A 22638-nucleotide genomic window follows, 5' to 3' on the forward strand; every position below is an offset into this window, starting at 1 on the left:
GCGGCTTGATGGCTTCACCCGATTTGGTTGCAAATCGAAACCTATTCGATTACGCTCTGTTTGGTCCTCATTTGAAACCAGATGGAGTTCCTCCATGGATGTGTCCGTGCCGTGCCCGGCCGCCCGGCCATGCGAAACCGCGGTGGCGCATGACGCCCGCATGCCGCGCGCGCTCGTCGCGCTGTTCGCGGTCGCGAGCGGCGTGAGCGTCGCCAACGTCTACTACGCGCAGCCGCTGCTCGATGCGTTCGCGACCGATTTCGGCATCGCGCGCGGGGCCGTCGGCGGCGTGGTCACGGCCACCCAGCTCGGCTGCGCGCTGGCGCTGCTGCTGCTGGTGCCGCTGGGCGACCGCCTCGACCGGCGGCGCCTGATCGGCGCGCAGTGCGTGGCGCTGGTCGCCGCGCTCGCGGCGGTGGCCGGCGCGCGCTCGGTGCCGCTGCTGCTCGCGGCGATGCTCGGCGTGGGCCTGCTCGGCACGGCCATGACGCAGGGGCTGATCGCCTGCGCGGCCAGCGCGGCGGCACCCGACGAGCGTGGCCGCGTGGTGGGCGCGGCGCAGGGCGGGGTGTTCGTCGGGCTGCTGCTGGCGCGCGTGGTGTCGGGCGCGCTCGGCGATCTGGTGGGCTGGCGCGGCGTGTACGCGGCTTCGGCGCTGGCGATGCTGGCGCTCGCCTGGCCGCTCGCGCGGCGGCTGCCGGCCACCGCCCCGGCGGCGCGGCGCGGCTACGTGCAACTGCTCGCGTCGATGCTGGCGCTGCTGCGCGAGGAACGCGTGCTGCGCGTGCGCGGCGTGCTCGCGCTGCTGATGTTCGCGGCGCTGAACGTGTTCTGGAGCGCGCTGGTGCTGCCGCTGTCGGCGCCGCCGTTCGGCTTTTCGCACACGGCGATCGGCGCGTTCGGCCTGGCCGGCGCGGCGGGCGCGCTGGCGGCGTCGCGGGCCGGGCACTGGGCCGACCGCGGTTTCGCCGGCCGCACCAGCGCGCTCGCGCTGGCCCTGCTGACGCTGGCCTGGGCGCCGCTCGCGCTGCTGCACCGGTCGCTCGGCGCGCTGCTGGCGGGGATCGTGTTGCTCGACGTCGGCGCCCAGTTGCTGCACGTGACGAGCCAGAGCCTGATCTTTCGCGCGCGGCCCGATGCGCCGAGCCGCCTGATCGGCGTCTACATGCTCTTCTATGCGGCCGGCAGCGGGCTCGGCGCGATCGCCACCACGGTCACCTACGCGCGTGCGGGGTGGGAGGGCGTGTGCCTGCTCGGCGCCGCGATCAGCGCGGCGGCGTCCGGCTTCTGGTGGACGACGCGCGAGCGCGGCTGAGGGCGGCGGCGGTGCGGTCCGCCGCGCGCCAGCCGATGAAGAGGCAGCGCATCGCCGCGCTCACGCGAGCCGGAACACGGCCACCGCCGAGCGCAGCCGGCCGGCCTGCTCGTCGAGCGAGCTCGCCGCGGCCGCCGCCTGCTCGACGAGCGCCGCGTTCTGCTGCGTGACCTCGTCCATCTGCGTGACGGCGCGCCCGACCTGGTCGATGCCGGTGGCCTGCTCGGCCGAGGCGGCCGAGATCTCGCCGATGATGTCCGAGACCTGGCCGATCGAGCGGTCGATCTCGGCCATCCGCTCGCCGGCCACCTGCACGAGCCGGTTGCCGTCGCCGACCTTGTTCACCGACATCTGGATCAGCTCCTTGATGTCCTTCGCGGCCGAGGCGCTGCGCTGCGCGAGCGAGCGCACCTCGCTCGCCACCACCGCGAAGCCGCGCCCGTCCTCGCCGGCGCGCGCGGCCTCCACGGCCGCGTTCAGCGCCAGGATGTTGGTCTGGAACGCGATGCCCTCGATCACCGAGGTGATGTCGGCGATCCGCCCGGACTGCTGCGCGATCAGCGACATGGTGTCCACGACCTCGCGCACCGCCGCGCCGCCGCGCGCGGTGGCGTCGTTGGCGGTGTCGACGAGGCCGTTGGCCTGCCGCGCGTTGTCGGCGTTCTGGCGCACCGTGCCGGTGATCTGCTCCATGCTCGCGGCGGTCTCCTGCAGCGAGGCGGCCTGCTGCTCGGTGCGCTGCGAGAGATCGAGATTGCCCTGCGCGATCTCGCCGGCGCCGTGCGCGATCGCCTGGCTCGCCGACTGGATCTCGGCGATCATCGTGGCGAGCCGGTTGCGCATCTCGGCCAGCGCGGCGATCAGGCTGCCGGGCGCGGCGCGTGAGGCGTCGAACGTCACGTGCAGGTCGCCGTTCGCGATGTCGGTGGCGATCGCGGTGGCATGGGCGGGTTCGCCGCCCAGCGTGCGCCGCACGCTGCGCACCATCGCCACGGCGATCGCGGACACCACCAGCGCGATCACGAGGCCGATGCCGACCATGATCCAGGCGAGCCGGTCGAACACGCGGTCGATGTCGTCATAGAAGAAGCCGGTGCCGACCAGCCAGTTCCAGTCGGGCACCTTCATCACGCCCTGCAGCTTCGGCACGGGCGGCTTGTCGGCCGCGCGCTTGATCAGCAGGTCGACGATCGCGAAGTGCGATTGCGCGAGCCCCCGCGCGTAGGCCTCGGCGTCGGTCATGCCGCTCGCGGTGTGATTCCCGGTTATCCGCTTGCCGATGAAGGCCGGATTCACGTGAACGAGGTTCCGGTGCTCCGCGTTCTTCACCCAGTAGTAGCTGTGATCGTCGACGTTCAGTGCCGTGATCGCCGATATCGCGAGCTTTTGCGCCTCGGCGGCGCTCAGCTCGCCGCGTGCCTGCCGGTCGCGTATCCCGTCGATGAGATGCTCGACCTTCTTCAGCAGCACCACCACTTCGGCGCGCCGGCTGTCGATGAACGCATCGTGCATGATGGTGAGGCCGGTGACGGCCATCAGGACGATCCCCGCGAGTGCCGCGATCACGAGCACGGACAGCTTGGTGGACAGCTTCATGCCTTGCGCCTCGATACGTTGTGTCTTCCTTAACGATATCGGCGCGAAAAACGCGCGGCTTGAGTGCGCGCGCGTGCAGACAAACCCGCATCACGAGGCGGGTCCGCGGATGAGGAGTCTGGTCTGACGAAACCGCCTGGTCCGATGAATCCATCCGTGCCGATTTGCTTAGGGATTCGAATCAACCGGACGAAGCACGCGGCTCAGGGCCAGTCGGGGAACGGGTTCGCCCAGGTGGTCCAGACGGCCGGCCCGGCCGCCATTTCGGCATCGTCGAGCAGGCACGCGTCGAGCCGCGCGCGCAGCGCCGCGTCGTCCATGTCGACACCGATCAGCACCAGCTCCTGGCGCGCGTCGCCCACGCCGTCGGCCCATTTCTCGCGGATCAGCGCGACCGCCTCGGGATCGGCGGGCCAGCGCTCGGGCGGCACCGCGGCCCACCACTGGCCTGCCACGCCGTGATGCGCGAACGCGCCGGCCTGCGACCAGTTGCCGGCCAGCGTCGGATGGCTCGCGAGCCAGAAGAAGCCCTTCGAGCGCACCACGCCGGGCCATTCGCTTTCGACCAGCGCGAAGAAGCGCTGCGGATGAAACGGCCGGCGCGCGTGATAGACGAAGCTGCGGATGCCGTATTCCTCGGATTCGGGCACGTGTTCGCCGCGCATCTCCTTGAGCCAGCCCGGCGCGCGCGCGGCCTCGTCGAAATCGAACAGGCCGGTGTCGAGCACGCGCGCGAGCGGCACCTTGCCGAACTCGGCGATCTCGATGCGCGCACGGGGATTCAGACTGGTCAGTATCGCGATCAACCGCTCGCGTTCCTCGGCGGCGACCAGGTCGGTCTTGTTCAGCACGATCACGTCGCAGAATTCCACCTGCTCGACCAGCAGGTCCACCACGGTGCGCTGGTCCTCCTCGCCGAGCGATTCGCCGCGCGCGGCGAGCCGGTCCGACGAACCGTAGTCGCGCAGGAAGTTGAACGCGTCGACCACCGTGACCATGGTGTCGAGCCGCGCGAGGTCGCCGAGGCTGCGGCCGTCCTCGGCCTCGAACGTGAAGGTCTCGGCCACCGGCAGCGGCTCCGAGATGCCGGTCGATTCGATCACGAGCTGGTCGAAGCGGCCGTCGCGCGCGAGGCGTTCCACCTCGATCAGCAGATCCTCGCGCAGCGTGCAGCAGATGCAGCCGTTGCTCATCTCGACGAGCTTCTCGTCGGTGCGCGAGAGTTCGGCGCCGCCGTTGCGCACCAGCGCGGCGTCGATGTTGACCTCGGACATGTCGTTGACGATCACCGCGACGCGGCGGCCGTCGCGGTTGTTGAGGATGTGGTTCAGCAGCGTGGTCTTGCCGGCGCCGAGGAAACCGGACAGCACGGTGACGGGCAGCTTCGGCGAGACGCCGGGCAGGGTGGGTGTCGTCATGAAGGTGGCGGGCGCTTGTGGGTTGGGACGTCGTGCGGCGTGCCGGCGGCATCGGGCGGACCGACGGCGCGGGGCGGGCGCATCACGGGGTTTTGAGATGATACGTTATATCATCTCAAAATTCACGGACGACGATATGTCGTCCCGACGCCAGGCGCGGAAGTGGCCGCCGTTGGCCCGCTCAGCCGCGGCGGCGCCACCAGGCATCGAGCGACCACGGGCCGCCGCCCGTCAGCGCGATCGACAGCGCCACGCAGCCCATCAGCACCGGATATTCGATGCCGCGCTCGAGCCACGGCCAGGTCGGCCCGAGCACACGGGCGATGCCGATCATTTCGGCGAAGATCGCGAGCGCCACCGCGCGCGTGCCGAGCCCGAGCATCAGCAGCAGCGCGCCGGCCGTCTCGATCAGCATCACCAGCGTGGCGAGCTGTGGCGCGAACGGCAGCCCGGCGCCGTCGCGGATCAGGCGGATCGAGCTGGCCATCGGGTCGGCCATCGCGCCGTGCGCGGTGTGCAGCAGCTTCGGCAGGCCGTGCGTGAGCAGGATCGCGCCGAGCGAGACGCGCGGCAGCGCGGCGCCGAGGGCCGCGCGATACGACGCGGCGCAGGAGGTGGATGAAGTGGAGGAGGGGGCCGGCATCGGGGGCTCCAGCGCGGTTGTGAGGGTTCGCTGCGGTTCGCGGTGGCGCCCGGCCGCCGCGAACCGTCCGGCGTCAGGCGCCGCTCTTGGGCGAGCGCCCCATCTTTTCGAGCGTCAGCGTCTCGTCGGCGCGGCCCCAGCCGCCGTCGGCGACCTCATCGACGAGCACCATCGAATACGGCCGCACGCCCTCGCCGAAGTAGTCGACGAACATCGCCGTGGTGCGATGGATGATCTCCTCCTTGGTGGCGGCGTCGAGAATCCCCTCGGGGAACTTGAAGTTGGCAAATGGCATGGTCGAGACTCCTGATGGAAGGCCGATTGCTCGGCCGAGGCGCGGCGGCACGGGCCGCCACGCGCGGTTCGGTTGCGGATGCGGGGCGGGCGGGCCGACGCTCAGGCGAAGCCGCCGTTCACGCGCAGCACCTGCGCGTTGACCCACGCGCCGTCGGGGCCGGCCAGGAACGACACGGCCGAGGCGATGTCCTCCGGCTCGCCGAGCCGTTCGAGCGGGGCGAGCTTGCTGATCTGCGCGATCTGCTCGTCGCTCTTGCCGTTGAAGAACAGCTCGGTGGCCACCGGCCCCGGCGCGACCGCGTTCGCGGTGATGCCGCGCCCGCGCAGCTCGTTGCCGAGCACGCGCACGAGGCCCTCCACGCCGGCCTTGCTGGCGATGTACGGCCCGTAGCCGGGAAACGAGCGCGCGATCACGCTGGTGGACAGCGCGATGATCCGGCCGCCGCGCTGCAGCCGCTTCGCCGCCTCGGCCAGCACGATGAACGCGCCGCGCAGGTTGACCGCGAGCGTGCGGTCGAAGGCGTCGAGGTGCGCGCCGTCGATGGTGGCCATCGACATCACGCCGGCGCTGTTCACCACCGCGTCGACGCGGCCGAAGCGCTCGACGGCGGTGTCGAACAGGCGCGTGACGTCGGCGTCGTTCGCGACGTCGCCCTGCACGGCGATGGCGGTGCCGCCCGCCTCGGTGATCGCGTCGACGGTTTCCTGCGCGCTCGCCGCGTTGCCGGCGTAGTTGACCACCACGGCGAAGCCGTCGGCGGCGAGGCGCGCCGAAATCGCCCGGCCGATGCCGCGCGAGCCGCCCGTGACGATGGCGGTACGGGTAGAGGAAGTGTGCATGTCTGGCTCCTGTTCGAAAGGGCGTCGTGCCCGTCAGGACCTATTCTTCTCGTTTCGGCGGCATGGATAAACCCGGGCGGCTTGCTAATACAATTCAACCAGCCTCAATAATCACTGGACCATCCACGCGGGATGGCGCTGTTTTTCGATGTGTGCGGCTGGTAAAGTGGCACCGATATTCAAGTCAAATCAATAATTGCGCCCATGGATCGCCTCGACACGCTGCAACTGTTCACCCGCATCGTCGAAACCGGCAGCTTCAGCCGCTCGGCCGACATGCTCGGCATTCCGCGCGCGAGCGCCACGCACGCCATCAAGCAGCTGGAGGCGCGGCTCGGCACGCGGCTGCTCGACCGCACCACGCGGCAGGTCGCGCCGACCCAGGACGGCAGCGCGTTCTACGAGCGCTGCGTGCTGATCCTGAGCGAACTCGACGACGCCGAGGCCTCGCTGCGCCACGTCGCGTCGAACCCGCGCGGCGTGCTGCGCGTGGACATGCACGGCACTCACGCCACGCAGGTGGTGCTGCCGCGCATCGGCGAATTCCATCGCCGCTATCCGGAGATCGAGCTGGTGGTCAGCAGCGGCGACCGGCTCGTCGATCTGGTGCGCGAGGGCGTCGATTGCGTGGTGCGCGGCGGGCGCCCGCACGACTCGTCGCTGGTCGCGCGCCGGCTCGCGATGATGCCGCAGGTGCTGTGCGCGAGTCCCGCCTATCTGGCCGAGTTCGGCGTGCCGGCCCATCCCGACGAGCTGGCCTCGCATCAGGCGGTGCGCTTCTTCTCGAGCAGCGGCAACATCGATTACCCGGTCTCGCTGGTGGTGGACGGCGAGGTGCGCGACTACGACCTCGGCGGCTGGATGTCGGTGAACGACGCGGAGAACTACGTGGTGGCCTGCGAGAGCGGCGGCGGCCTGATCCAGCTGCCGCGCTTTCACGTGGCCGCGGCGCTGCGCGAGGGGCGCCTGGTGGAAGTGCTGCCCGCGTGGCGCAGCCCGGACCTGCCGCTCACGGCGCTCTATCCGTACCGGCGGCAGCTCTCGCCGCGCGTACGCGTGTTCGTGGACTGGTTGCGCGAGGTCTATGCGGAGCTGTTCGGGCCGGCATTGTAACGAAAGACATGAATTAATAAAGTCAATGAATGATAAAATCAAAGACATGCATGATGGATGCCTGGCTTAAATTAAAAGACGGTTCACTGCCAATAAAGATAATTGGCTTCGAGTTTATCCCAGAAGCCAGGGGGTAACTTGATTTCTCCGTCATCGCCCTCGGCCGAGGTGTCGTATATTAGAGAGTTTTTTGTCCATGCAAGCCTGATTCTGTCTTGGTAGTCATAGAGACGCTCGGCCAGCAGGTTTTTTGAATGAGCATCGTATAATCTTAGCAATATCTTGCCGCGCGGCAAATATGCGTATTCGGCAAAGTAGTCGCCGTTGAGTGAGGCCTCTCTGCCGAATTTTGCGGTAGATATATCGCTTTCGATAATGAGATGTCTGAGGATGGCGAGTCCGGATATGAGCAGCAGGATCACCACTGAAGTTCTGGCGAGTGCTGTTTTGTATCGGTCAAGTCTATCGATCTTTGATTTTGAAGTGCGCTGCCGGGAGATCGAAAATATAATGAAGAGGGCTAAAATAAAAATGGCGAATAACCCACCGGATGCGGAGATTTCGGCGTAAGTGGATAGTCCGTTCATTCGAAGTGGACGAATATCGGTTTTTTTAGATAAAGCGGCTTGTAGTTGGAGTAAATGATGAAATCGCCACCCCTTCCATGCATCCGTTGCCATTGCCTGAAATCCCTGTTGCGGATTGGGTAGTAGATCTTTCCTGCATCATAAAGTGCCTGTGCGGGGGCCGTGAGAATAGGTTGATCCAGCCACGGGAATCTCGCCAGATTGGCGGCTTCGGTGCCAGTAGAGATAATCACGCCATTTTTGCTCCAGTGTCCAAGATATTGGGAGGTCGAATCCGCTGCTCCCTGAAATGAATAGCTGTCCTTCACGTAAACCACGATCCTTCTAACAATTGCGACTTTTTTTTGGAAATCGTATTCGAGGTCCGGAATGGCTGCGTTTATTTCGAAGGAACCCAGTGCGGCGGTCAAGTCATCAGGAGCGCGGAAGGTCGCTTGTGCCAATGCAGTCCAGGCCTTTTGTTCAAACGTGCTGTCAACAGTCACTCTCTGGAACTGGAAATATTTGTGCAATTCCCGTATGTCGTCATCGCAGGCGTCCCACGCACTAAAATACATGCGATGGTGACGTTGGTGCTGGTTGACAATGTTTTGGATGACGGCCAAAGCTTTTGGGTTATAAATTCTGTCATTTATCAGATGGTCAAACTGCTCTCTTGCTCTCCCGAATTTTAGTACCCAGTCCGTAGTTACGATTTTGTATTCATACATGTCGTCGGAATAGGGATTTCCATTTTGATCAATTTCGTTGGCTTGATCGGCCTCGGATTTCGAATAGTTCAGTCGGCCAGCAAACCAACGTTCCATGAGTTTCGCAGCGACAGGCATCATTTCCTTGCGCATGGCGCCGGGGATCTCCTGGATGTCGAACAGCGGAACTGTCGGGGGAACCTTTTCGGATTTGGGTGGTTTGGGCAGGGGCGGAGTATTGAGCCATCTCTGGAAGCGGTCATGTACCTCAAACATCTTCAGTAGACCGTCACCGGTTTGCGCTTTGGGTTTCGGAGGAGGGGGAACCCGGACCGCAGTCGATTCGTTGACCAGTGGAGGTGGAGCTTTTGCCATGGACAGCTCAACCCCACGTACAACAAGTGCGCCTTCCTTTCTGCGCCAGCGCCACATGATCTGATTGATATCGTAATACGGCACGCCTGCCATTAGCTTACTCCCGGTAGATCGAGGGGCTGATAGTCATTCTCCGCCCCACGCTACCACGAGGCCAACAACAAAAATGTCGGGGATTGCATCGCAAAGTTGATAATCCTCACGCTAGTATGACTTCTTGTGCTGAGAGGGAGTTGAAATGGAAAAAGCACTCCAGGCTGCTTCTGGAGTAGCTACCCCCCTGGATTCGTGGATGATTTGTGTTGGCGCTCTTATTCCCGGCACGCTTTAGCATCGCAGGAATCGGACTTTGGCGGGGCAGGCCGCGCGGCTACCATCGCGGCTCCCGATGGCATGCCATCACAAAACCACCGCCCGCGCCAACCACAATGAATCCGTCCGCCGCGCCTTCGTCCCGTTCCGAATCCGCTCCTTCGCGTTTGCGTCCGCGTCTGCGCCTCGGCGTCGCGGCCCTCGCCGGCGTGCTGTCGCTCGCCGCGTGCGGCGGTAGCGACGGCGACGGGGCCGCCCCGCCCGCGACGTCCACCACGCCGGCGCCGCCGCTCGCGCAGAAGCGGCCGAACATCCTCTACATCATGGCCGACGACCTCGGCTACTCCGACATCCATGCGTTCGGCGGCGAGATCCACACGCCGAACCTCGACGCGCTGGTGGCCTCGGGCCGCATCCTGTCGAACCATCATGCCGGCACGGTCTGCGCGATCACGCGCTCGATGCTGATCTCGGGCACCGACCACCACCTGGTCGGCGAAGGCACGATGGGCGTGCCGACCGACGAGCGCAAGGGCCTGCCCGGCTACGAGGGCTACCTGAACGACCGCTCGCTGTCGGTCGCGCAACTGCTCAAGGACGCCGGCTATCACACCTACATGGCGGGCAAGTGGCACCTCGGCTCGGGCATCGTCGGCAGCGCCTCGGGCAGCGGCCAGACGCCCGACCAATGGGGCTTCGAGCACAGCTACGCGCTGCTCGGCGGCGCCGCCACCAACCACTTCGCGCACGAGCCGGCCGGCTCGCAGAACTACACCGAGGACGGCCGCTACGTGCAGCCGGGCCAGCCCGGACAGCCGGGCGGCGCCGGCGGCAACCCGGCAGTGTTCTATTCGACCAACTTCTACACGCAGCGGCTGATCTCGTACATCGACGCGAATCACGGCGACGGCAAGCCGTTCTTCGCCTATGCGGCCTACACCTCGCCGCACTGGCCGCTGCAGGTGCCCGACCCGTGGCTGCACAACTACACGGGCGTCTACGATGCCGGCTACGACGCGATCCGCAACGCGCGGATCGCGCGCCAGAAGGCGCTCGGCCTGATTCCGGCCGACTTCACGCCGTTCGAGGGCCTGCCCGAGACGCTGACGCGCTCGCCCGCCACCGCCAACAACGGCACGCCGGCGGCGCGGTACATCAGCGCCGTGCATCCGGCCTCGGCCGGCTACAGCGACTACGGGCAGGGCAAGGTCGACAAGGCCTGGGCCAGCCTGTCGCCGGCCGAGCGCCGCGCCCAGGCGCGCTACATGGAGATCTACGCCGGCATGGTCGAGAACCTCGACTACAACGTCGGCCTGCTGATCCAGCACCTGAAGGACATCGGCGAATACGACAACACCTTCATCATGTTCCAGTCCGACAACGGCGCGGAAGGCTGGCCGATCGACTCGGGCGCCGACCCCACCGCCACCGACACCGCCAACGCGCAGGATCCGGTGTACTCGGCGCTCGGCACCGACAACGGCCTGCAGAACGCGCAGCGGCTGCAATACGGGCTGCGCTGGGCCGAGGTCAGCGCCACGCCGCTGCGGCTCTCGAAGGGCTATTCGGCCGAGGGCGGCGTGTCGGTGCCGGCGATCGTCCATCTGCCGGGGCAGAGCGGCGCGCTGCCGACGCTGAGCGTGTTCACGCACGTCACCGACGACACGGCCACCTTCCTCGACGTCGCGCGGGTCACGCCGCCGTCCGAGCCGGCCCCGCCGCTCGTCAACACGCTGACCGGCGTGGACGCGAACCGCGGCAAGGTGGTCTACGGCAACCGCTACGTGTATCCGGTCACCGGCAAGTCGCTGCTGCCGGTGCTGGCCGGCACCGCGAACGGCGCGGTCCACACCGAGCCGTTCGGCGACGAGGCCTACGGGCGCGCCTACCTGCGCAGCGCGGACGGCCGCTGGAAGGCGCTCTGGACCGAGCCGCCGCTCGGGCCGGCCGACGGCCACTGGCAGCTCTACGACCTCGCCACCGATCGCGGCGAGACCACCGACGTGTCGGCGCAGAACCCGGACGTGGTCGGCACGCTGTTCGACCAGTGGAACGCCTACATGGCGCGCGTGGGCGGCGTCGAGCCGCTGCGGCCGGTCGGTTACTACTGAGGCCGCGATGCATTTTTCGACCAGGCTCGCGGCGGCCGGCGCCGTGCTGTTCGCGGCCGCCTTCGCGCTGTCTTATGCCATCGCCGGGCGCGCCGACGCGCCGGGCGCCGGGTTCGACGCGGCCAACCGCGGCCGCGCGCTCGCGCCGCTCGGCAGCGAACGGCAGTGCGAACGCTACTCGGGCGTGCCGGCCGGCTGGCGCGACGATCCGTTGGCCGGCATGGTGCATCTGCATGGCGGCGGCTTCGTGTTCGGCGGCACGCGCGGCTATCCCGACGAACGGCCGGCCGGCGACGGCCGCACGCGCGTGGCCGGCTTCTGGATCGACCAGACCGACGTGACGATCGCCCAGTTCGCCGCGTTCGTGCGCGCCACCGGCTACGTGACCGAGGCCGAGCGGCAGGGCGGCGCGGCCGTGTTCCATGTGCCGGATCGCGAGGAACTGAACGCGCGCGACCTGGCCTGGTGGAGCTGGGTGGACGGCGCGTCGTGGCGGCATCCGCGCGGTCCCGGCAGCGACGTCGACGGCCACGGCAACCTGCCGGTCACGCTCGTCACGCAGCACGACGCGCTGGCCTACGCGCGCTGGCTCGGCCGCGACCTGCCGACCGAGGCCGAATGGGAATACGCGGGCAAGGCCGGCCACGACGGCGCCGAACTCGACGCGGCGCCGGTGGACGCCGACGGCAAGCCGTCCGCGAACTACTGGCAGGGCGTGTTCCCGATCATCGACACGGCCGAGGACGGCCACGCCGGGCTGGCCCCGGTGGGCTGCTACGCGGCCAACGATTTCCGGCTCTACGACATGATCGGCAACGCCTGGGAATGGACGCGCGACGCCTACAGCGGCCCGCATCAATCGCATACCAACGGCGACACGGCGGCCGTCGCGCCGGCCGCGCTGCGCCACGACACGCCGATGGTGATCAAGGGCGGCTCGTTCCTCTGCGCGCGCGATTACTGCGTCCGCTATCGCGCTTCGTCGCGCGAGCAGCAGGAGGCGGATCTCGGGGCTTCGCATATCGGCTTTCGGACCATCCTGAGGGATGCGTCGTGAGGGAGGCGGCGGGTATCGCGCGTCGATGGTGTTCGGCGGGGCGCCCGGGCGGCGGGGGGGATGGGCGCGTGGCGCTTCGCGTCGGGCTCGTCGGCGTGCTGCTTGCCGTGGCCGGGCAGGCGGCGGCCGCGTCAGGCCCGCTGGTGGAACCGCTCGGGCTGGTTCCGGCAGTGTCGTCGGCGTCGTCCGTCTCGCTTCCGGCGCCCGCGCTGGCAGCGGTGCCGACGGCACCATTGCGGCTCGGCGTGACGCCCGGCCCGCGAGCCGAGATCTTCGCGGAGGTGAAGCGCGTGGCCGCCGCGCGCGGGCTGCCGCTCGACATCGTCGTGTTCGACGACGCGACCCGCATCGACGCCGCGCTCGCGGCGGGCCGCCTCGACGCGGCGAGCTTCGAGGACGCGCGCCAGCTGGCCGCCGCGCGGCGCGCCCACGGCTATGCGCTCGGCAACGTCGCCACCACCGTCACGCTGCCGCTGGCGCTCTATTCGCGCCGGCTCACCGGCCTGAACCAGCTGCAGCCGGGCGCGCGCGTGGTGATTCCCGCCGAGCCGCGGGCCGCGGCGCGCGCGCTGGTGCTGCTGCAGAACGAGACGCTGCTGACGCTGCGCGACGGCGCCGGGCTCGACGCGACACCGCATGACATCACCGGCAACCGGCTCGGGCTGCGCATCGTCACGCGTCCGGCCAGGCAACTGTTCGCGGCGCTCGACGCCGCCGCGCTGGTGGCGATGGATCGCGAGACGGCGGCACGCGCGGGCCTGCAGCCGGGGCGCGACAGCATCGGCATCGAGGACGCGCGCTCGCCGTTCGCCGACGTGCTGGCCGTGCGCGACGCCGACCGCGCGCGGCCCTGGGTGCGCGAGCTGATCGCCGCCTGTCATTCCGACGAGATCGCGCATTTCATCCTGGTCCGCTATCAGGACTCGGTGCGGCGCCCATGGTGACGGCCGCGGCAGCCGGGCCGCCCGCTTCGTTCTCGCTGGCCTGCCATGCCTGCGGGCGCTGCTGCAACAGCGCGCCGGCGCTGTCGATGCGCGAGCTGTTCCGGCATCGCGAACGCTTCGCCGCCTGTCTCGCGATCGGCCGCGTGGCGCGCCGCCGGCCCGGCGAGCGCGTGCGGACCGGCGGCCACGAGCAAGTGCTCGATGCCAACGATGCCGACTCCTGCAACGCGCTGGCCGACACATTGTTCGTGCGAACCGCGCCGGGGCGGGACTGGCTCGCGCTGACGGCGCAGGGTTTCGACTATCCGTCGCTCGATCGCTGTCCGGCGCTGGCCGGCGACGGGCGCTGCTCGCTGCACGAGGCGGGCAAGCCGGCGATCTGCGAGGCGGTGCCGCTCGATCCGCTCGCGCCGGACCGGCTGCAGCCGCTGGTGCTGGCCGCGCGGCGCGACACGGCCGTCTGGTTCGGCGCGGGCTGCCTGCACGATGCGCCGGCGGCGGGCGCGATGCCGCTCGTCGAAGCGGGGCGCGTGGCGGCGCCGGCGGCGCTCGACGCTTACCGCGAGGCGCTGCGCGTCGAGCGCGCCATCTGGCGCGACGCGGTGGCCGCGCGACTGCTCGCGAGCGGGGCCGGCTGGGCGCGCAGCTGGGCGCAACTGGCGCCGGGCGCGCGCCTGACGATCCCGGTGGTGCCGGCGCTGCTCGAGATCGCGCGCGTCTCGGCGCGCTGCCGCGACGCCTGCATCGAGGTCGCCGACTGTCAGCAGCGCCTGATCGCCACGATGATCGAGACGGCGCTCGCGCGCCGGCGCGCCGACGATCGCGAGGCCACGCGCGAGCTGCGAGGGTTCGCCGAGGCCCTCGTTCGGCTGCGGCGCGAACTCGGCTCGGCCGCGTTCACGGCCTCGGCTCACGCGGCGGTCGACGCGAACGCCGTCGAGGCGTGGCTCGGCGTGGCCTGAGGCGGCGACGCGCAGGGCAAGCGCCGTTGCGCGACGAGATGGCGGCGCGACCGGGGGCTGGCGAGGGTGCCGGGCTCCGGCGCTGTCAGTGCTTTCCGTGTCCGCTCGTGTATGTCCAGTCCGATGACGAACGCCACGTTCGCGTCGGCCTCGGGCGTGCTGGCCGGGGTGGGCGCGCATGGCTCGCCGATCCTTCCGGCGGGGCAGCGACGCCGCGCCGACGGCATGTGGAAAGCGCGGGGCGCGAGATCCGTCGCCCGCGTCCCGCGTCGACGCAAAAACGAGGTCGGATCCCGTTCGATGCGATCACGTCGGTTTCCATGCGCAAACCGCCCGGGTTCGCGGCTGACGCGGCCTTGCGTCCGTTATGACCGCCGATGATATCCGTATCGCTTTTGCTTCGTTGTCATGGCGCGGCCGCGGCCGTAGATTGACGTTTTCGTTTCGCTGGGATCGTAGAACGTGAGCGCGTCCGCCGTTTTTGCCTCTTCCCCCTCCGTCCCGGCCGCGGCCGGCCGGTTTTCCGACAATGCGTCCGGGGGCGGGTTCGACATCGTGCCGTTCGACGGCCCGCTCGGCGCCGAGGTCATCGGCCTCGATCTCTCGCAGCCGCTCGGCGACGCCGCGTTCGCGCGCATCCATCGCGCCCATCTCGATCATCACGTGCTGGTGTTCCGCGAGCAGCGCATCACGCCCGACCAGCAGGTGGCGTTCAGCCGCCGCTTCGGCCCGCTGCAGATCCACGTGCTGCACCAGTTCGCGCTGCCCGGGCATCCCGAGGTGCTGATCGTGTCGAACATCGTCGAAGACGGCAAGCCGATCGGCCTGGGCGACGCCGGCCATTTCTGGCATTCGGACCTCTCGTACAAGGAGAAGCCGAGCCTGGGCTCGCTGCTGCATGCGCAGGAGCTGCCGGCCGAGGGCGGCGACACGCTGTTCGCGAACATGCACCTGGCCTGGGACACGCTGCCCGACGCGCTGAAGCGGGCCGTGCAGGGGCGCCGCGCCGAGCACACCTATCTCGCGCGCTATGCCGAGCTGCAGGCGCGCAGCCCGTGGCGGCCGAACCTGAGCGCCGAGCAGATCGCGCAGGTCAAGGCGGTCGAGCAGCCGATCGTGCGCACGCATCCGGAAACGGGCCGCCGCGCGCTGTTCGTCAGCGAGCATTTCACGACGCGCATCGTCGGCCTGCCCGAGGACGAGAGCCGCGCGCTGCTCGACGAGCTGTTCGCCCACAGCGTGCGCGACGCGTTCGTCTACCGCCACCAGTGGCGCGATCACGATCTGGTGTTCTGGGACAACCGCTCGCTGATGCATCTGGCGGCCGGCACGCCCGACCACCTGCGCCGCAAGCTGTATCGCACCACGATCGAAGGCGACGTGCCGGTCTGATTCGCCTGATTCGTTCGATGGCGGCGGCGCACGCCGCCGAGCGTCCGCGCGCCGGCAACCGGTTCACCGCCGGCCGCGTCGCCGTGGTCGGCGCGGTCGCGGCTTCGCATGCCGCGCCGCCGGCCCGCGCGTGCCGCCGTCTCCGTCCCGCCATTTCCCCGTTTTCTTCAGCCGCCGAGAGGTTCCCGATGTCGTTTCCGTTCCGCGCCACGCTCGCGCGCACCACGCTTCACGCGCGCCGCACGGCCGCCGCGTTCGTCGCCGCCACGGTGGCCGCGGCCGGCCTCGGCGCCGCCGCGCCCGCTCATGCCGAGGGCACGATCCGGATCGCCGAGCAGTTCGGCGTCGTGTACCTGATGCTGAACGTCGCGCGCGACCAGCACCTGATCGAGCAGGAGGGCAAGAAGGAAGGCATCGACATCCAGGTGGACTGGGTCAAGCTGTCGGGCGGCGCGGCCGTGAACGACGCGCTGCTGTCCGGCGCCGTCGACATCGCCGGCGCGGGCACCGGCCCGCTGATGACGGTATGGGACCGCACGCGCGGGCACCAGGACGTGAAGGGCGTGGCCTCGCTCGGCAACCTGCCGTACTACCTCGTCAGCAACGATCCGGCCGTGAAGACGATCGCCGATTTCACCGCCAAGGACCGCATCGCGGTGCCGGCGGTGGGCGTGTCGGTGCAGTCGCGCGTGCTGCAGTACGCGGCCGCGAAGCAGTGGGGCGACAAGTCGTTCGACCGGCTCGACAAGCTCACGCAGGCGATCCCGCATCCCGACGCGGCCGCCGCGATCATCGCCAACAGCAGCGTGATCACCGGCCACTTCGGCAATCCGCCGTTCCAGCAGCAGGAGCTGGCCGGCAACCCGAAGGCGCACGTCGTGCTGAATTCCTACGACGTGCTCGGCGGCCCGAGTTCGGCCACGGTGCTGTACGCGACCTCGAAGTTCCGCGACGCGAACCCGAAGACCTACCGCGCGTTCGTGGCGGCGCTGGCCGACGCGGCGAAACTGATCGCGGCCGATCCCGAGCGCGCGGCCGACATCTACATCCGCGTGAACCAGTCGAAGATCGATCGCGCGCTGCTGCTGAAGATCCTGCGCGACCCGCAGGTGCAGTTCAAGACGGCGCCGCAGAACACGCTCGGCCTCGCGCAGTTCATGTATCGCGTGGGCGCGATCCGTCACGAGCCGAAATCGGTCCACGACTATTTCTTCGACGATCCGGCCACGCAGGGCGGCAGCTGAGCGCCGCGCTTATCGGCGCGCGGCATTTGGATAGCGGCAATGATTGGTTGGGATCGCCCGCGCGCGCCGGTATGTTGATGTTTTGTCTGTCGCATTGTCGAGGTGGAGCATGAATCTGTCGAACGCCTGGCCGGCGCCGCGCGCCGCGCGTACCGCCAATGGCGCCGAACCGGCGGCACGCGCCGGCGCGCGCCTCGATGCGGGCGCACCGCCGGCGGCAGTCTCCAGGCCGGACGCGGCGGCGGGCGAGCCGATCCTGGCCGTCGATCGCGTCACGCTCGAATACCGCACCGGCGAGCGCGTCGTTCGCGCCACCCAGCGCGTGAGTTTCGAGGTCGATCACGGCGACCGCTTCGTGCTGCTCGGGCCGTCCGGCTGCGGGAAATCCACCTTGCTGAAGGCGGTGGCCGGCTTCGTCGAACCGGCGGCGGGCGGGATCGCGCTGGACGGCCGGCGCATTGCCGGGCCGGGCGTGGACCGCGTGGCCGTGTTCCAGGAGTTCGACCAGCTGCCGCCGTGGAAGACGGTGCTCGAGAACATCGCGTTTCCGCTGCGCGTGGCGCGCCGGCTCTCGCGCGCCGAGGCGAACGAGCGCGCGCGGCATTATCTCGACAAGGTCGGGCTCGCGGCGTTCGCGAACGCCTATCCGCACACGCTGTCGGGCGGCATGAAGCAGCGCGTCGCGATCGCGCGCGCGCTCGCCATGCAGCCGCGCGTGCTGCTGATGGACGAGCCGTTCGCCGCGCTCGACGCCCTCACGCGCCGCAAGATGCAGGAGGAACTGCTGCGACTGTGGGACGACGCGCGCTTCACGCTGCTGTTCGTCACGCACTCGATCGAGGAGGCGCTGGTGGTCGGCAACCGCATCCTGCTGCTGTCGCCGCATCCGGGCCGCGTGCGGGCCGAGCTGAACAGCGAACGGTTCGCGCTCGACAGCATCGGCAGCGACGATTTCCAGCGCAGCGTCGCGCGTATCCATCACCTGCTGTTCGACACGCCCGGGTCGGCCGGACCGGTCGATACCGAAACCGCTCCGGAGGCCCGCGCATGAGCACGCCTTACCCGCCTCATCCGTCGATTCCCGTCGCGCCGGCCCGCGCCGAGTACGAACTCGCGCTCGAACCGGCCGATGCCGGCAGCCAGGCCGCGCGCGCCTCGCTGGCCGCGCGCGTGACCGGTTCGAGCGCGTTTCGCCGCGTGCTGATCGCCGTGGTATTGATCGCGACCTGGGAGATCGTCGCGCGCGTGGTCGACAACGACCTGCTGGTGCCGACCTTCGTCGCCACGCTGCGCGCGTTCGTGGGCGGCATCGCCAGCGGCGAGCTGCTGGTCAAGACCGGCATCTCGCTGTCGGTGCTGCTGCGCGGCTACGCGATCGGCGCCGTGCTCGCGTTCGCGCTGACCTCGGTGGCGGTCTCGACGCGCATCGGCCGCGACCTGCTGTCGATGCTGACCGCGATGTTCAACCCGCTGCCATCGATCGCGCTGCTGCCGATCGCGCTGCTCTGGTTCGGGCTCGGCACCGGCAGCCTGCTGTTCGTGCTGGTCCACTCGGTGCTGTGGCCGCTCGCGCTGAACATGTACACCGGCTTCCTTGGCGTGCCGGCCACGCTGCGCATGGCGGGCCGCAACTACGGCCTGCGCGGGCTGCGTTTCGTCTGGCTGATCCTGGTGCCGGCCGCGCTGCCGTCGATCCTGTCGGGGCTGCGGGTGGGCTGGGCCTTCGCCTGGCGCACGCTGATCGCGGCCGAGCTCGTGTTCGGGGCGAGTGCCGGGCAGGGCGGCCTCGGCTGGTACATCTTCCAGAACCGCAACGAGCTGTATACCGACCGCGTATTCGCGGGCCTCGCCGCCGTGATCGTGATCGGGCTGCTGGTCGAGCACCTCGTGTTCGATACGCTCGAACGCCTGACCGTGCGCCGCTGGCACGCCTGAGCCACGCGGCGCCGACCCCGCGCCGAGTGTGGACATACGCGCTCGTGCCAGTTGTGATAAATTTTCGCCGCGACGTGCCTCGGTGCGTCGCGAACGTTCTCAGGGCGGGGCGAAATTCCCCACCGGCGGTAATCGTGCCTCGTGCATGTAGCCCGCGAACAGCTCGCGTCAGGTACACCTGCGCGATGCCTGCCGACCCGGTGGGATTCCGGGGCCGACGGTCATAGTCCGGATGAGAGAGAGCGGGGTTTTTCCGCACGCGCAACGCGTGCGGTGTGGCCCTGTGCGCCCATTCAACTTGACCACAGGACCTTGTCGATGACTCAGATTTTCCCTTCCTCCCAGGCATTCCCGCGCCGTATCGCGTTCGTCCAGTCGTGCTGGCACAAGGACATCGTGGACCAGTGCAAGACCGCGTTCGTGGCCGCGCTCGCCAAGGCCGGCATCGCCGATACCGAGATCGATGTCTTCGAGGTGGCGGGCGCGTTCGAGATTCCGCTGCACGCGAAGCTGCTCGCGAAGACCGGCAAGTACGCCGCGGTGGCCTGCGCGGGCCTGGTGGTGGACGGCGGCATCTACCGGCACGAATTCGTCGCGCAGGCGGTGATCTCGGGGCTGATGCAGGTGCAGCTCGAAACCGACACCGTGGTGCTGAGCGCCGTGCTCACGCCGCATCATTTCCATCACGGCTCGCACGAACACACCACGTTCTTCCACGAGCATTTCGTCGTGAAAGGCACCGAACTCGCGCACGCCTGCGCCGACACGATCGCGAAGGTGGCGAAGCTGCATGCGCTGGCCGGCGAAGGCGTGGCGGACGCCGCCGTGCGGCAGGCCGCCTGAGGGCGGGCCGGGCGCGCCGCGTGTGATCGCGATCGGCTCGCGACGAAACGGCGAGGATGGGATCGTCGTGAACCGACGTGAACCGACGTGAGACGGCTCGGGCCGGCTCGAATCGGCTCGCGCCCGGCGTGGCGGATGTGGCGCGCCGGGCCACCACGCCAAGCCGCCCGGTTCAGTGCTCGGGATTACGCCGCAGCGGCGCGGTGCGCTGACGCAGCAGGTAGGCCACGCCGAGTGCGGCGAGCCAGCCGAGCCCCACGTACAGCGCGACGCGCGTATCGTCGAACCAGCCGATCATCACCACCACGAACACCATGAACGCGATCGCGAGCGCCGGTCCCACCGGCCAGAGCGGCACGCGGAACTTCAGCGCGTCGACCTCGGCGCGGGTGAGGCGCCGGCGCATGGCCACCTGCGAGAGCAGGATCATCAGCCAGACCCAGACGGTCGCGAAGGTCGCGATCGCGGCCACCGTCTCGAACACGTCCCTCGGCATCAGGTAGTTCAGCACCACGCCCACCAGCAGCGCGGCCGTCATCACCAGCACCGTCACGTAGGGCACGCCGTGCCGCGAGGTGGCCGCGAACAGCGGCGAGGCCTGGCCCTGCCGCGCCATCCCGTACATCATGCGGCCCGCGCCGTAGATGTCGCTGTTGATCGCCGAGATCGCGGCGCTGATCACCACCAGATTCAGGATCGTCGCGGCCGAGCGCACGCCGAGCGCGGAGAAGATCATCACGAACGGGCTGCCGCCGGTGCCGATGCCGGTCCACGGGAAGATCGACATCAGCACCACCATCGTCAGCACGTAGAACAGCAGGATGCGCATCGGCACCGTGTTGATCGCGCGTGGCAGCACGCGTTCGGGATGCTTGGCTTCGCCCGCGCTCATGCCGATCACCTCGATGCCGCCGTAGGCGAAGATCACCACCGCCAGCGACTCGATCAGCCCGCCCACGCCGCGGGGCAGGAAGCCGCCGTGCGACCAGAGATTCGACAGCGCCGGCGCCGCGTCATGCTGCGCGCCCAGATGCATGCCGACGATCAGGATCACGATGCCGCCCGTCACCATCGCACCGATCGCGGCCACCTTGACGATCGAGAGCCAGAACTCGAGCTCGCCGAACACCTTCACGTGGCACAGGTTCAGCCCGCAGAGGATGATGACGATCGCCAGCACCCAGATCCATTGCGGCACGCCGGGAAACCAGAAGCGCATGTAGATGCCGAACGCCGTCACGTCGGCGATCGCGACGATCACCATTTCGAGCGTGTAGGTCCAGCCGGTGACGAAGCCCGCGAACGGGCCGAGATTGTCCGTGGCGTACTGGCCGAACGAGCCCGACACGGGCTCGCGCACGGCCATTTCGCCGAGCGAGCGCATCACCATGTAGACGGCCGCGCCGCCGATCAGATAAGCGAGGATCACGGCGGGGCCGGCGAGCCGGATCGCCGAGGCGGAGCCGTAGAAGAGGCCGGTACCGATTGCCGAGCCGAGAGCGAGAAAACGGATGTGACGCGCGCCGAGGTGGCGCTGCAAGTGCTTCATCAAGGCTCCGGGATGGGTGTCGTGGGGAGGCTTCAGGGGATCGGGGTGCCTGAAGTTGTCTAGACAGGCTCGGGCGACGAACATCTTACCAACGGACGGGCGCAGGAAAAAGCGTTTTGCGCGCTCAAAATGACGCGCGGCGGCGAACGAAACCCTTGCGCAGGAAGGCTCCGGGGGCAGTACGGCGAAACTGGCCCATATCCGGTATCCGGCCGTTGATATGCGGCTCGGAAAGCGTGATTCGGATCAACAAAGCGCGTCCGGATTTGCGCGAATCGGCGCGCGCGGGCGCTCCGGCGCGGCTGCGTTTCGAATCGATGGTACGTTCCAGCGCGAGAGAGAACACCATCAAACAACGCATCATGAACGTATCGCATCGGGGCCTGGGTGACGTCGTATTCGCAGCCGTATCGCCATCTTCTGCGGCGTGGCCGGCAGGTTCCGCGCCCACGCCTGTTCCACCCTCGACACGCCGAATCCGCACGGTAGTCCGCACCGCTGCGAGGCGCGCGCGCCGTTTGCCCGGCCGTGCCGACGTCGCTTCCGACTGACGCCGGCCCGACGCGAGCCGCGCGGCACCGGCCCGACATTCGCTCCCGACCGATTTCCGTACCCGGCCATGTCCTGCCGCGGCCAGTGCCGCGCGGGCCGCGAGCCGGGATGCACGCCGGCCCTCCCAGACTCATTCATCCGATAAGGAATCCTCCATGAATTCATCGTTTCGATGCCGCGCCGTGCCGGCGCTGATCGCGGCCGTGCTGGCGCTCGGCCTGGGCGGCTGCGCGACGCAAGCCTCGCGCACGCAGCCGGTCGAGCTGGTGCCGAGTGCCCAGGTGCCGTTCAATGGCACGCCGGTGCCGATCGCGGTCGGCAAGTTCGACAATCGCTCCAGCTATCTACGCGGCGTGTTCTCGGACGGCATCGATCGCCTGGGCGGCCAGGCCAAGACGATTCTGATCACGCGCCTGCAGCAGAGCCGCCGCTTCGACGTGCTCGAGCGCGACAACCTCGCCGAGATCCGCCAGGAGGCCGGTTTCCTGAAGCGGCCGCTGACCGTGCAGGGCGCGCATTTCCTGCTGACCGGCGACGTCACCGAGTTCGGCCGCAAGGAGGTGGGCGACCACGAGCTGTTCGGCATCCTCGGCCGCGGCAAGCAGCAGGTCGCCTATGCCAAGGTGAACCTGAACGTGATCGATACGGCCACCTCGAAGGTGGTGCTGTCGAGCCAGGGCGCCGGCGAATTCAGCCTGTCGAACCGCGAGGTGATCGGCTTTGGCGGCACCGCGAGCTACGACTCGACGCTCAACGGCAAGGTGCTCGATCTGGCGATCCAGCAGGCCGTCGATCACCTCGTCGCGCAGGTCGACGCCGGTGCGCTGCACGCCGCGAAATAAGGCGCATCGCCCCGACGAGCGG

21 protein-coding genes and 1 riboswitch are annotated in these 22638 nt (G+C 68.7%); of the genes, 12 read left to right on the plus strand and 9 right to left on the minus strand.

Annotated features, from left to right (window positions below):
* Positions 1 to 160: 160 nt before the first annotated feature.
* Positions 161 to 1315 (plus strand): MFS transporter, encoded by a 1155-nt coding sequence (locus tag bpln_RS25270; protein WP_042629428.1) that lies wholly within the window; start codon positions 161 to 163, stop codon positions 1313 to 1315.
* Between the two features lie 60 nt (positions 1316 to 1375).
* On the opposite strand, the gene bpln_RS25275 is transcribed toward bpln_RS25270, so the two are convergent.
* From bpln_RS25275 to bpln_RS25295, 5 genes are all read right to left on the minus strand, one after another.
* A complete protein-coding gene (locus bpln_RS25275; protein ID WP_042627938.1) occupies positions 1376 to 2911 on the minus strand; it encodes a methyl-accepting chemotaxis protein in 1536 nt (511 codons plus the stop codon).
* Positions 2912 to 3114: 203 nt separating this feature from the next.
* Positions 3115 to 4329: a zinc metallochaperone GTPase ZigA gene (gene zigA / locus bpln_RS25280; protein WP_055140341.1), complete on the minus strand. Its 1215-nt coding sequence runs from the start codon at positions 4327 to 4329 to the stop codon at positions 3115 to 3117.
* 181 nt (positions 4330 to 4510) lie between these two features.
* Positions 4511 to 4972, minus strand: coding sequence for a DoxX family protein (locus bpln_RS25285; protein ID WP_042627940.1), 462 nt, complete (start codon positions 4970 to 4972; stop codon positions 4511 to 4513).
* A gap of 73 nt (positions 4973 to 5045) precedes the next feature.
* On the minus strand, positions 5046 to 5267 hold the full coding sequence (locus tag bpln_RS25290) for a tautomerase family protein (protein WP_055140342.1): 222 nt from the start codon (positions 5265 to 5267) through the stop codon (positions 5046 to 5048).
* 101 nt (positions 5268 to 5368) lie between these two features.
* Complete coding sequence (locus tag bpln_RS25295; protein ID WP_042627942.1) at positions 5369 to 6109, minus strand: SDR family oxidoreductase; 741 nt, start codon at positions 6107 to 6109, stop codon at positions 5369 to 5371.
* Positions 6110 to 6313: 204 nt separating this feature from the next.
* On the opposite strand from bpln_RS25295, the gene bpln_RS25300 reads away from it, so the two are divergent.
* Complete coding sequence (locus tag bpln_RS25300) at positions 6314 to 7222, plus strand: LysR family transcriptional regulator (protein WP_042627943.1); 909 nt, start codon at positions 6314 to 6316, stop codon at positions 7220 to 7222.
* Positions 7223 to 7305: 83 nt separating this feature from the next.
* On the opposite strand, the gene bpln_RS36135 is transcribed toward bpln_RS25300, so the two are convergent.
* Entirely contained in the window at positions 7306 to 7809 is a 504-nt protein-coding gene (locus bpln_RS36135) for a hypothetical protein (RefSeq protein ID WP_158512071.1), read from the minus strand.
* Complete coding sequence (locus bpln_RS36140; RefSeq protein WP_148654172.1) at positions 7806 to 8966, minus strand: DUF6402 family protein; 1161 nt, start codon at positions 8964 to 8966, stop codon at positions 7806 to 7808. Before bpln_RS36140 ends, bpln_RS36135 begins: the two co-directional genes overlap by 4 nt.
* Before the next feature lie 335 nt (positions 8967 to 9301).
* Between bpln_RS36140 and bpln_RS25305 the strand changes: the two genes are divergently transcribed.
* The 9 genes from bpln_RS25305 to bpln_RS25345 all read left to right on the plus strand — a co-directional run bounded on the left by bpln_RS25305 (position 9302) and on the right by bpln_RS25345 (position 19673).
* On the plus strand, positions 9302 to 11296 hold the full coding sequence (locus tag bpln_RS25305) for an arylsulfatase (RefSeq protein ID WP_042627944.1): 1995 nt from the start codon (positions 9302 to 9304) through the stop codon (positions 11294 to 11296).
* A 7-nt stretch (positions 11297 to 11303) separates the two neighbouring features.
* Positions 11304 to 12353, plus strand: a complete 1050-nt coding sequence (locus tag bpln_RS25310) for a formylglycine-generating enzyme family protein (protein ID WP_055140343.1) — start codon at positions 11304 to 11306, stop codon at positions 12351 to 12353.
* 140 nt (positions 12354 to 12493) lie between these two features.
* Positions 12494 to 13297, plus strand: a complete 804-nt coding sequence (locus tag bpln_RS25315; RefSeq protein ID WP_420807385.1) for a MetQ/NlpA family ABC transporter substrate-binding protein — start codon at positions 12494 to 12496, stop codon at positions 13295 to 13297.
* Positions 13291 to 14259, plus strand: a complete 969-nt coding sequence (locus bpln_RS25320) for a hypothetical protein (protein ID WP_055140344.1) — start codon at positions 13291 to 13293, stop codon at positions 14257 to 14259. Before bpln_RS25315 ends, bpln_RS25320 begins: the two co-directional genes overlap by 7 nt.
* Before the next feature lie 462 nt (positions 14260 to 14721).
* A complete protein-coding gene (locus bpln_RS25325; protein WP_055140345.1) occupies positions 14722 to 15651 on the plus strand; it encodes a TauD/TfdA dioxygenase family protein in 930 nt (309 codons plus the stop codon).
* Between the two features lie 188 nt (positions 15652 to 15839).
* Positions 15840 to 16895, plus strand: coding sequence for an ABC transporter substrate-binding protein (locus tag bpln_RS25330; RefSeq protein WP_055141215.1), 1056 nt, complete (start codon positions 15840 to 15842; stop codon positions 16893 to 16895).
* A gap of 109 nt (positions 16896 to 17004) precedes the next feature.
* Positions 17005 to 17946: an ABC transporter ATP-binding protein gene (locus bpln_RS25335; RefSeq protein ID WP_055140346.1), complete on the plus strand. Its 942-nt coding sequence runs from the start codon at positions 17005 to 17007 to the stop codon at positions 17944 to 17946.
* A complete protein-coding gene (locus bpln_RS25340; protein WP_042627949.1) occupies positions 17943 to 18830 on the plus strand; it encodes an ABC transporter permease in 888 nt (295 codons plus the stop codon). Before bpln_RS25335 ends, bpln_RS25340 begins: the two co-directional genes overlap by 4 nt.
* Positions 18831 to 18921: 91 nt before the next feature.
* Positions 18922 to 19078: riboswitch (FMN riboswitch) on the plus strand.
* A gap of 70 nt (positions 19079 to 19148) precedes the next feature.
* The gene (locus bpln_RS25345) at positions 19149 to 19673 is read left to right on the plus strand and encodes a 6,7-dimethyl-8-ribityllumazine synthase (RefSeq protein ID WP_042627950.1); all 525 of its coding nucleotides are present in this window, start codon (positions 19149 to 19151) and stop codon (positions 19671 to 19673) included.
* A gap of 172 nt (positions 19674 to 19845) precedes the next feature.
* On the opposite strand, the gene bpln_RS25350 is transcribed toward bpln_RS25345, so the two are convergent.
* Both bpln_RS25350 and bpln_RS36150 read right to left on the minus strand, forming a co-directional pair.
* Positions 19846 to 21222 (minus strand): amino acid permease, encoded by a 1377-nt coding sequence (locus tag bpln_RS25350; protein WP_042627951.1) that lies wholly within the window; start codon positions 21220 to 21222, stop codon positions 19846 to 19848.
* 124 nt (positions 21223 to 21346) lie between these two features.
* Entirely contained in the window at positions 21347 to 21571 is a 225-nt protein-coding gene (locus tag bpln_RS36150) for a hypothetical protein (RefSeq protein ID WP_148654174.1), read from the minus strand.
* A 358-nt stretch (positions 21572 to 21929) separates the two neighbouring features.
* Here bpln_RS36150 and bpln_RS25355 point away from each other — a divergent pair, with 358 nt between their 5' ends.
* The gene (locus tag bpln_RS25355; protein ID WP_055140347.1) at positions 21930 to 22616 is read left to right on the plus strand and encodes a CsgG/HfaB family protein; all 687 of its coding nucleotides are present in this window, start codon (positions 21930 to 21932) and stop codon (positions 22614 to 22616) included.
* Positions 22617 to 22638: the final 22 nt, after the last annotated feature.

The sequence above is a fragment of the Burkholderia plantarii genome (assembly GCF_001411805.1).
Classification (GTDB): Bacteria; Pseudomonadota; Gammaproteobacteria; order Burkholderiales; family Burkholderiaceae; genus Burkholderia; species Burkholderia plantarii.

Excerpts from the sequence above, each read along its gene's own strand:
- bpln_RS25320 (WP_055140344.1), top strand. The coding sequence starts at position 13,291 with ATGGTGACGGCCGCGGCAGCCGGGCCGCCCGCTTCGTTCTCGCTGGCC.
- bpln_RS25270 (WP_042629428.1), top strand. The coding sequence starts at position 161 with ATGCCGCGCGCGCTCGTCGCGCTGTTCGCGGTCGCGAGCGGCGTGAGC.
- bpln_RS25300 (WP_042627943.1), top strand. The coding sequence starts at position 6,314 with ATGGATCGCCTCGACACGCTGCAACTGTTCACCCGCATCGTCGAAACC.
- bpln_RS25305 (WP_042627944.1), top strand. The coding sequence starts at position 9,302 with ATGAATCCGTCCGCCGCGCCTTCGTCCCGTTCCGAATCCGCTCCTTCG.
- bpln_RS25340 (WP_042627949.1), top strand. The coding sequence starts at position 17,943 with ATGAGCACGCCTTACCCGCCTCATCCGTCGATTCCCGTCGCGCCGGCC.
- bpln_RS25330 (WP_055141215.1), top strand. The coding sequence starts at position 15,840 with ATGTCGTTTCCGTTCCGCGCCACGCTCGCGCGCACCACGCTTCACGCG.
- bpln_RS36135 (WP_158512071.1), bottom strand. The coding sequence starts at position 7,809 with ATGAACGGACTATCCACTTACGCCGAAATCTCCGCATCCGGTGGGTTA.
- bpln_RS25295 (WP_042627942.1), bottom strand. The coding sequence starts at position 6,109 with ATGCACACTTCCTCTACCCGTACCGCCATCGTCACGGGCGGCTCGCGC.
- bpln_RS25310 (WP_055140343.1), top strand. The coding sequence starts at position 11,304 with ATGCATTTTTCGACCAGGCTCGCGGCGGCCGGCGCCGTGCTGTTCGCG.
- bpln_RS36150 (WP_148654174.1), bottom strand. The coding sequence starts at position 21,571 with ATGGTGTTCTCTCTCGCGCTGGAACGTACCATCGATTCGAAACGCAGC.
- bpln_RS25275 (WP_042627938.1), bottom strand. The coding sequence starts at position 2,911 with ATGAAGCTGTCCACCAAGCTGTCCGTGCTCGTGATCGCGGCACTCGCG.
- bpln_RS25285 (WP_042627940.1), bottom strand. The coding sequence starts at position 4,972 with ATGCCGGCCCCCTCCTCCACTTCATCCACCTCCTGCGCCGCGTCGTAT.
- bpln_RS25345 (WP_042627950.1), top strand. The coding sequence starts at position 19,149 with ATGACTCAGATTTTCCCTTCCTCCCAGGCATTCCCGCGCCGTATCGCG.
- zigA (WP_055140341.1), bottom strand. The coding sequence starts at position 4,329 with ATGACGACACCCACCCTGCCCGGCGTCTCGCCGAAGCTGCCCGTCACC.
- bpln_RS25355 (WP_055140347.1), top strand. The coding sequence starts at position 21,930 with ATGAATTCATCGTTTCGATGCCGCGCCGTGCCGGCGCTGATCGCGGCC.
- bpln_RS25335 (WP_055140346.1), top strand. The coding sequence starts at position 17,005 with ATGAATCTGTCGAACGCCTGGCCGGCGCCGCGCGCCGCGCGTACCGCC.
- bpln_RS25350 (WP_042627951.1), bottom strand. The coding sequence starts at position 21,222 with ATGAAGCACTTGCAGCGCCACCTCGGCGCGCGTCACATCCGTTTTCTC.
- bpln_RS36140 (WP_148654172.1), bottom strand. The coding sequence starts at position 8,966 with ATGGCAGGCGTGCCGTATTACGATATCAATCAGATCATGTGGCGCTGG.
- bpln_RS25290 (WP_055140342.1), bottom strand. The coding sequence starts at position 5,267 with ATGCCATTTGCCAACTTCAAGTTCCCCGAGGGGATTCTCGACGCCGCC.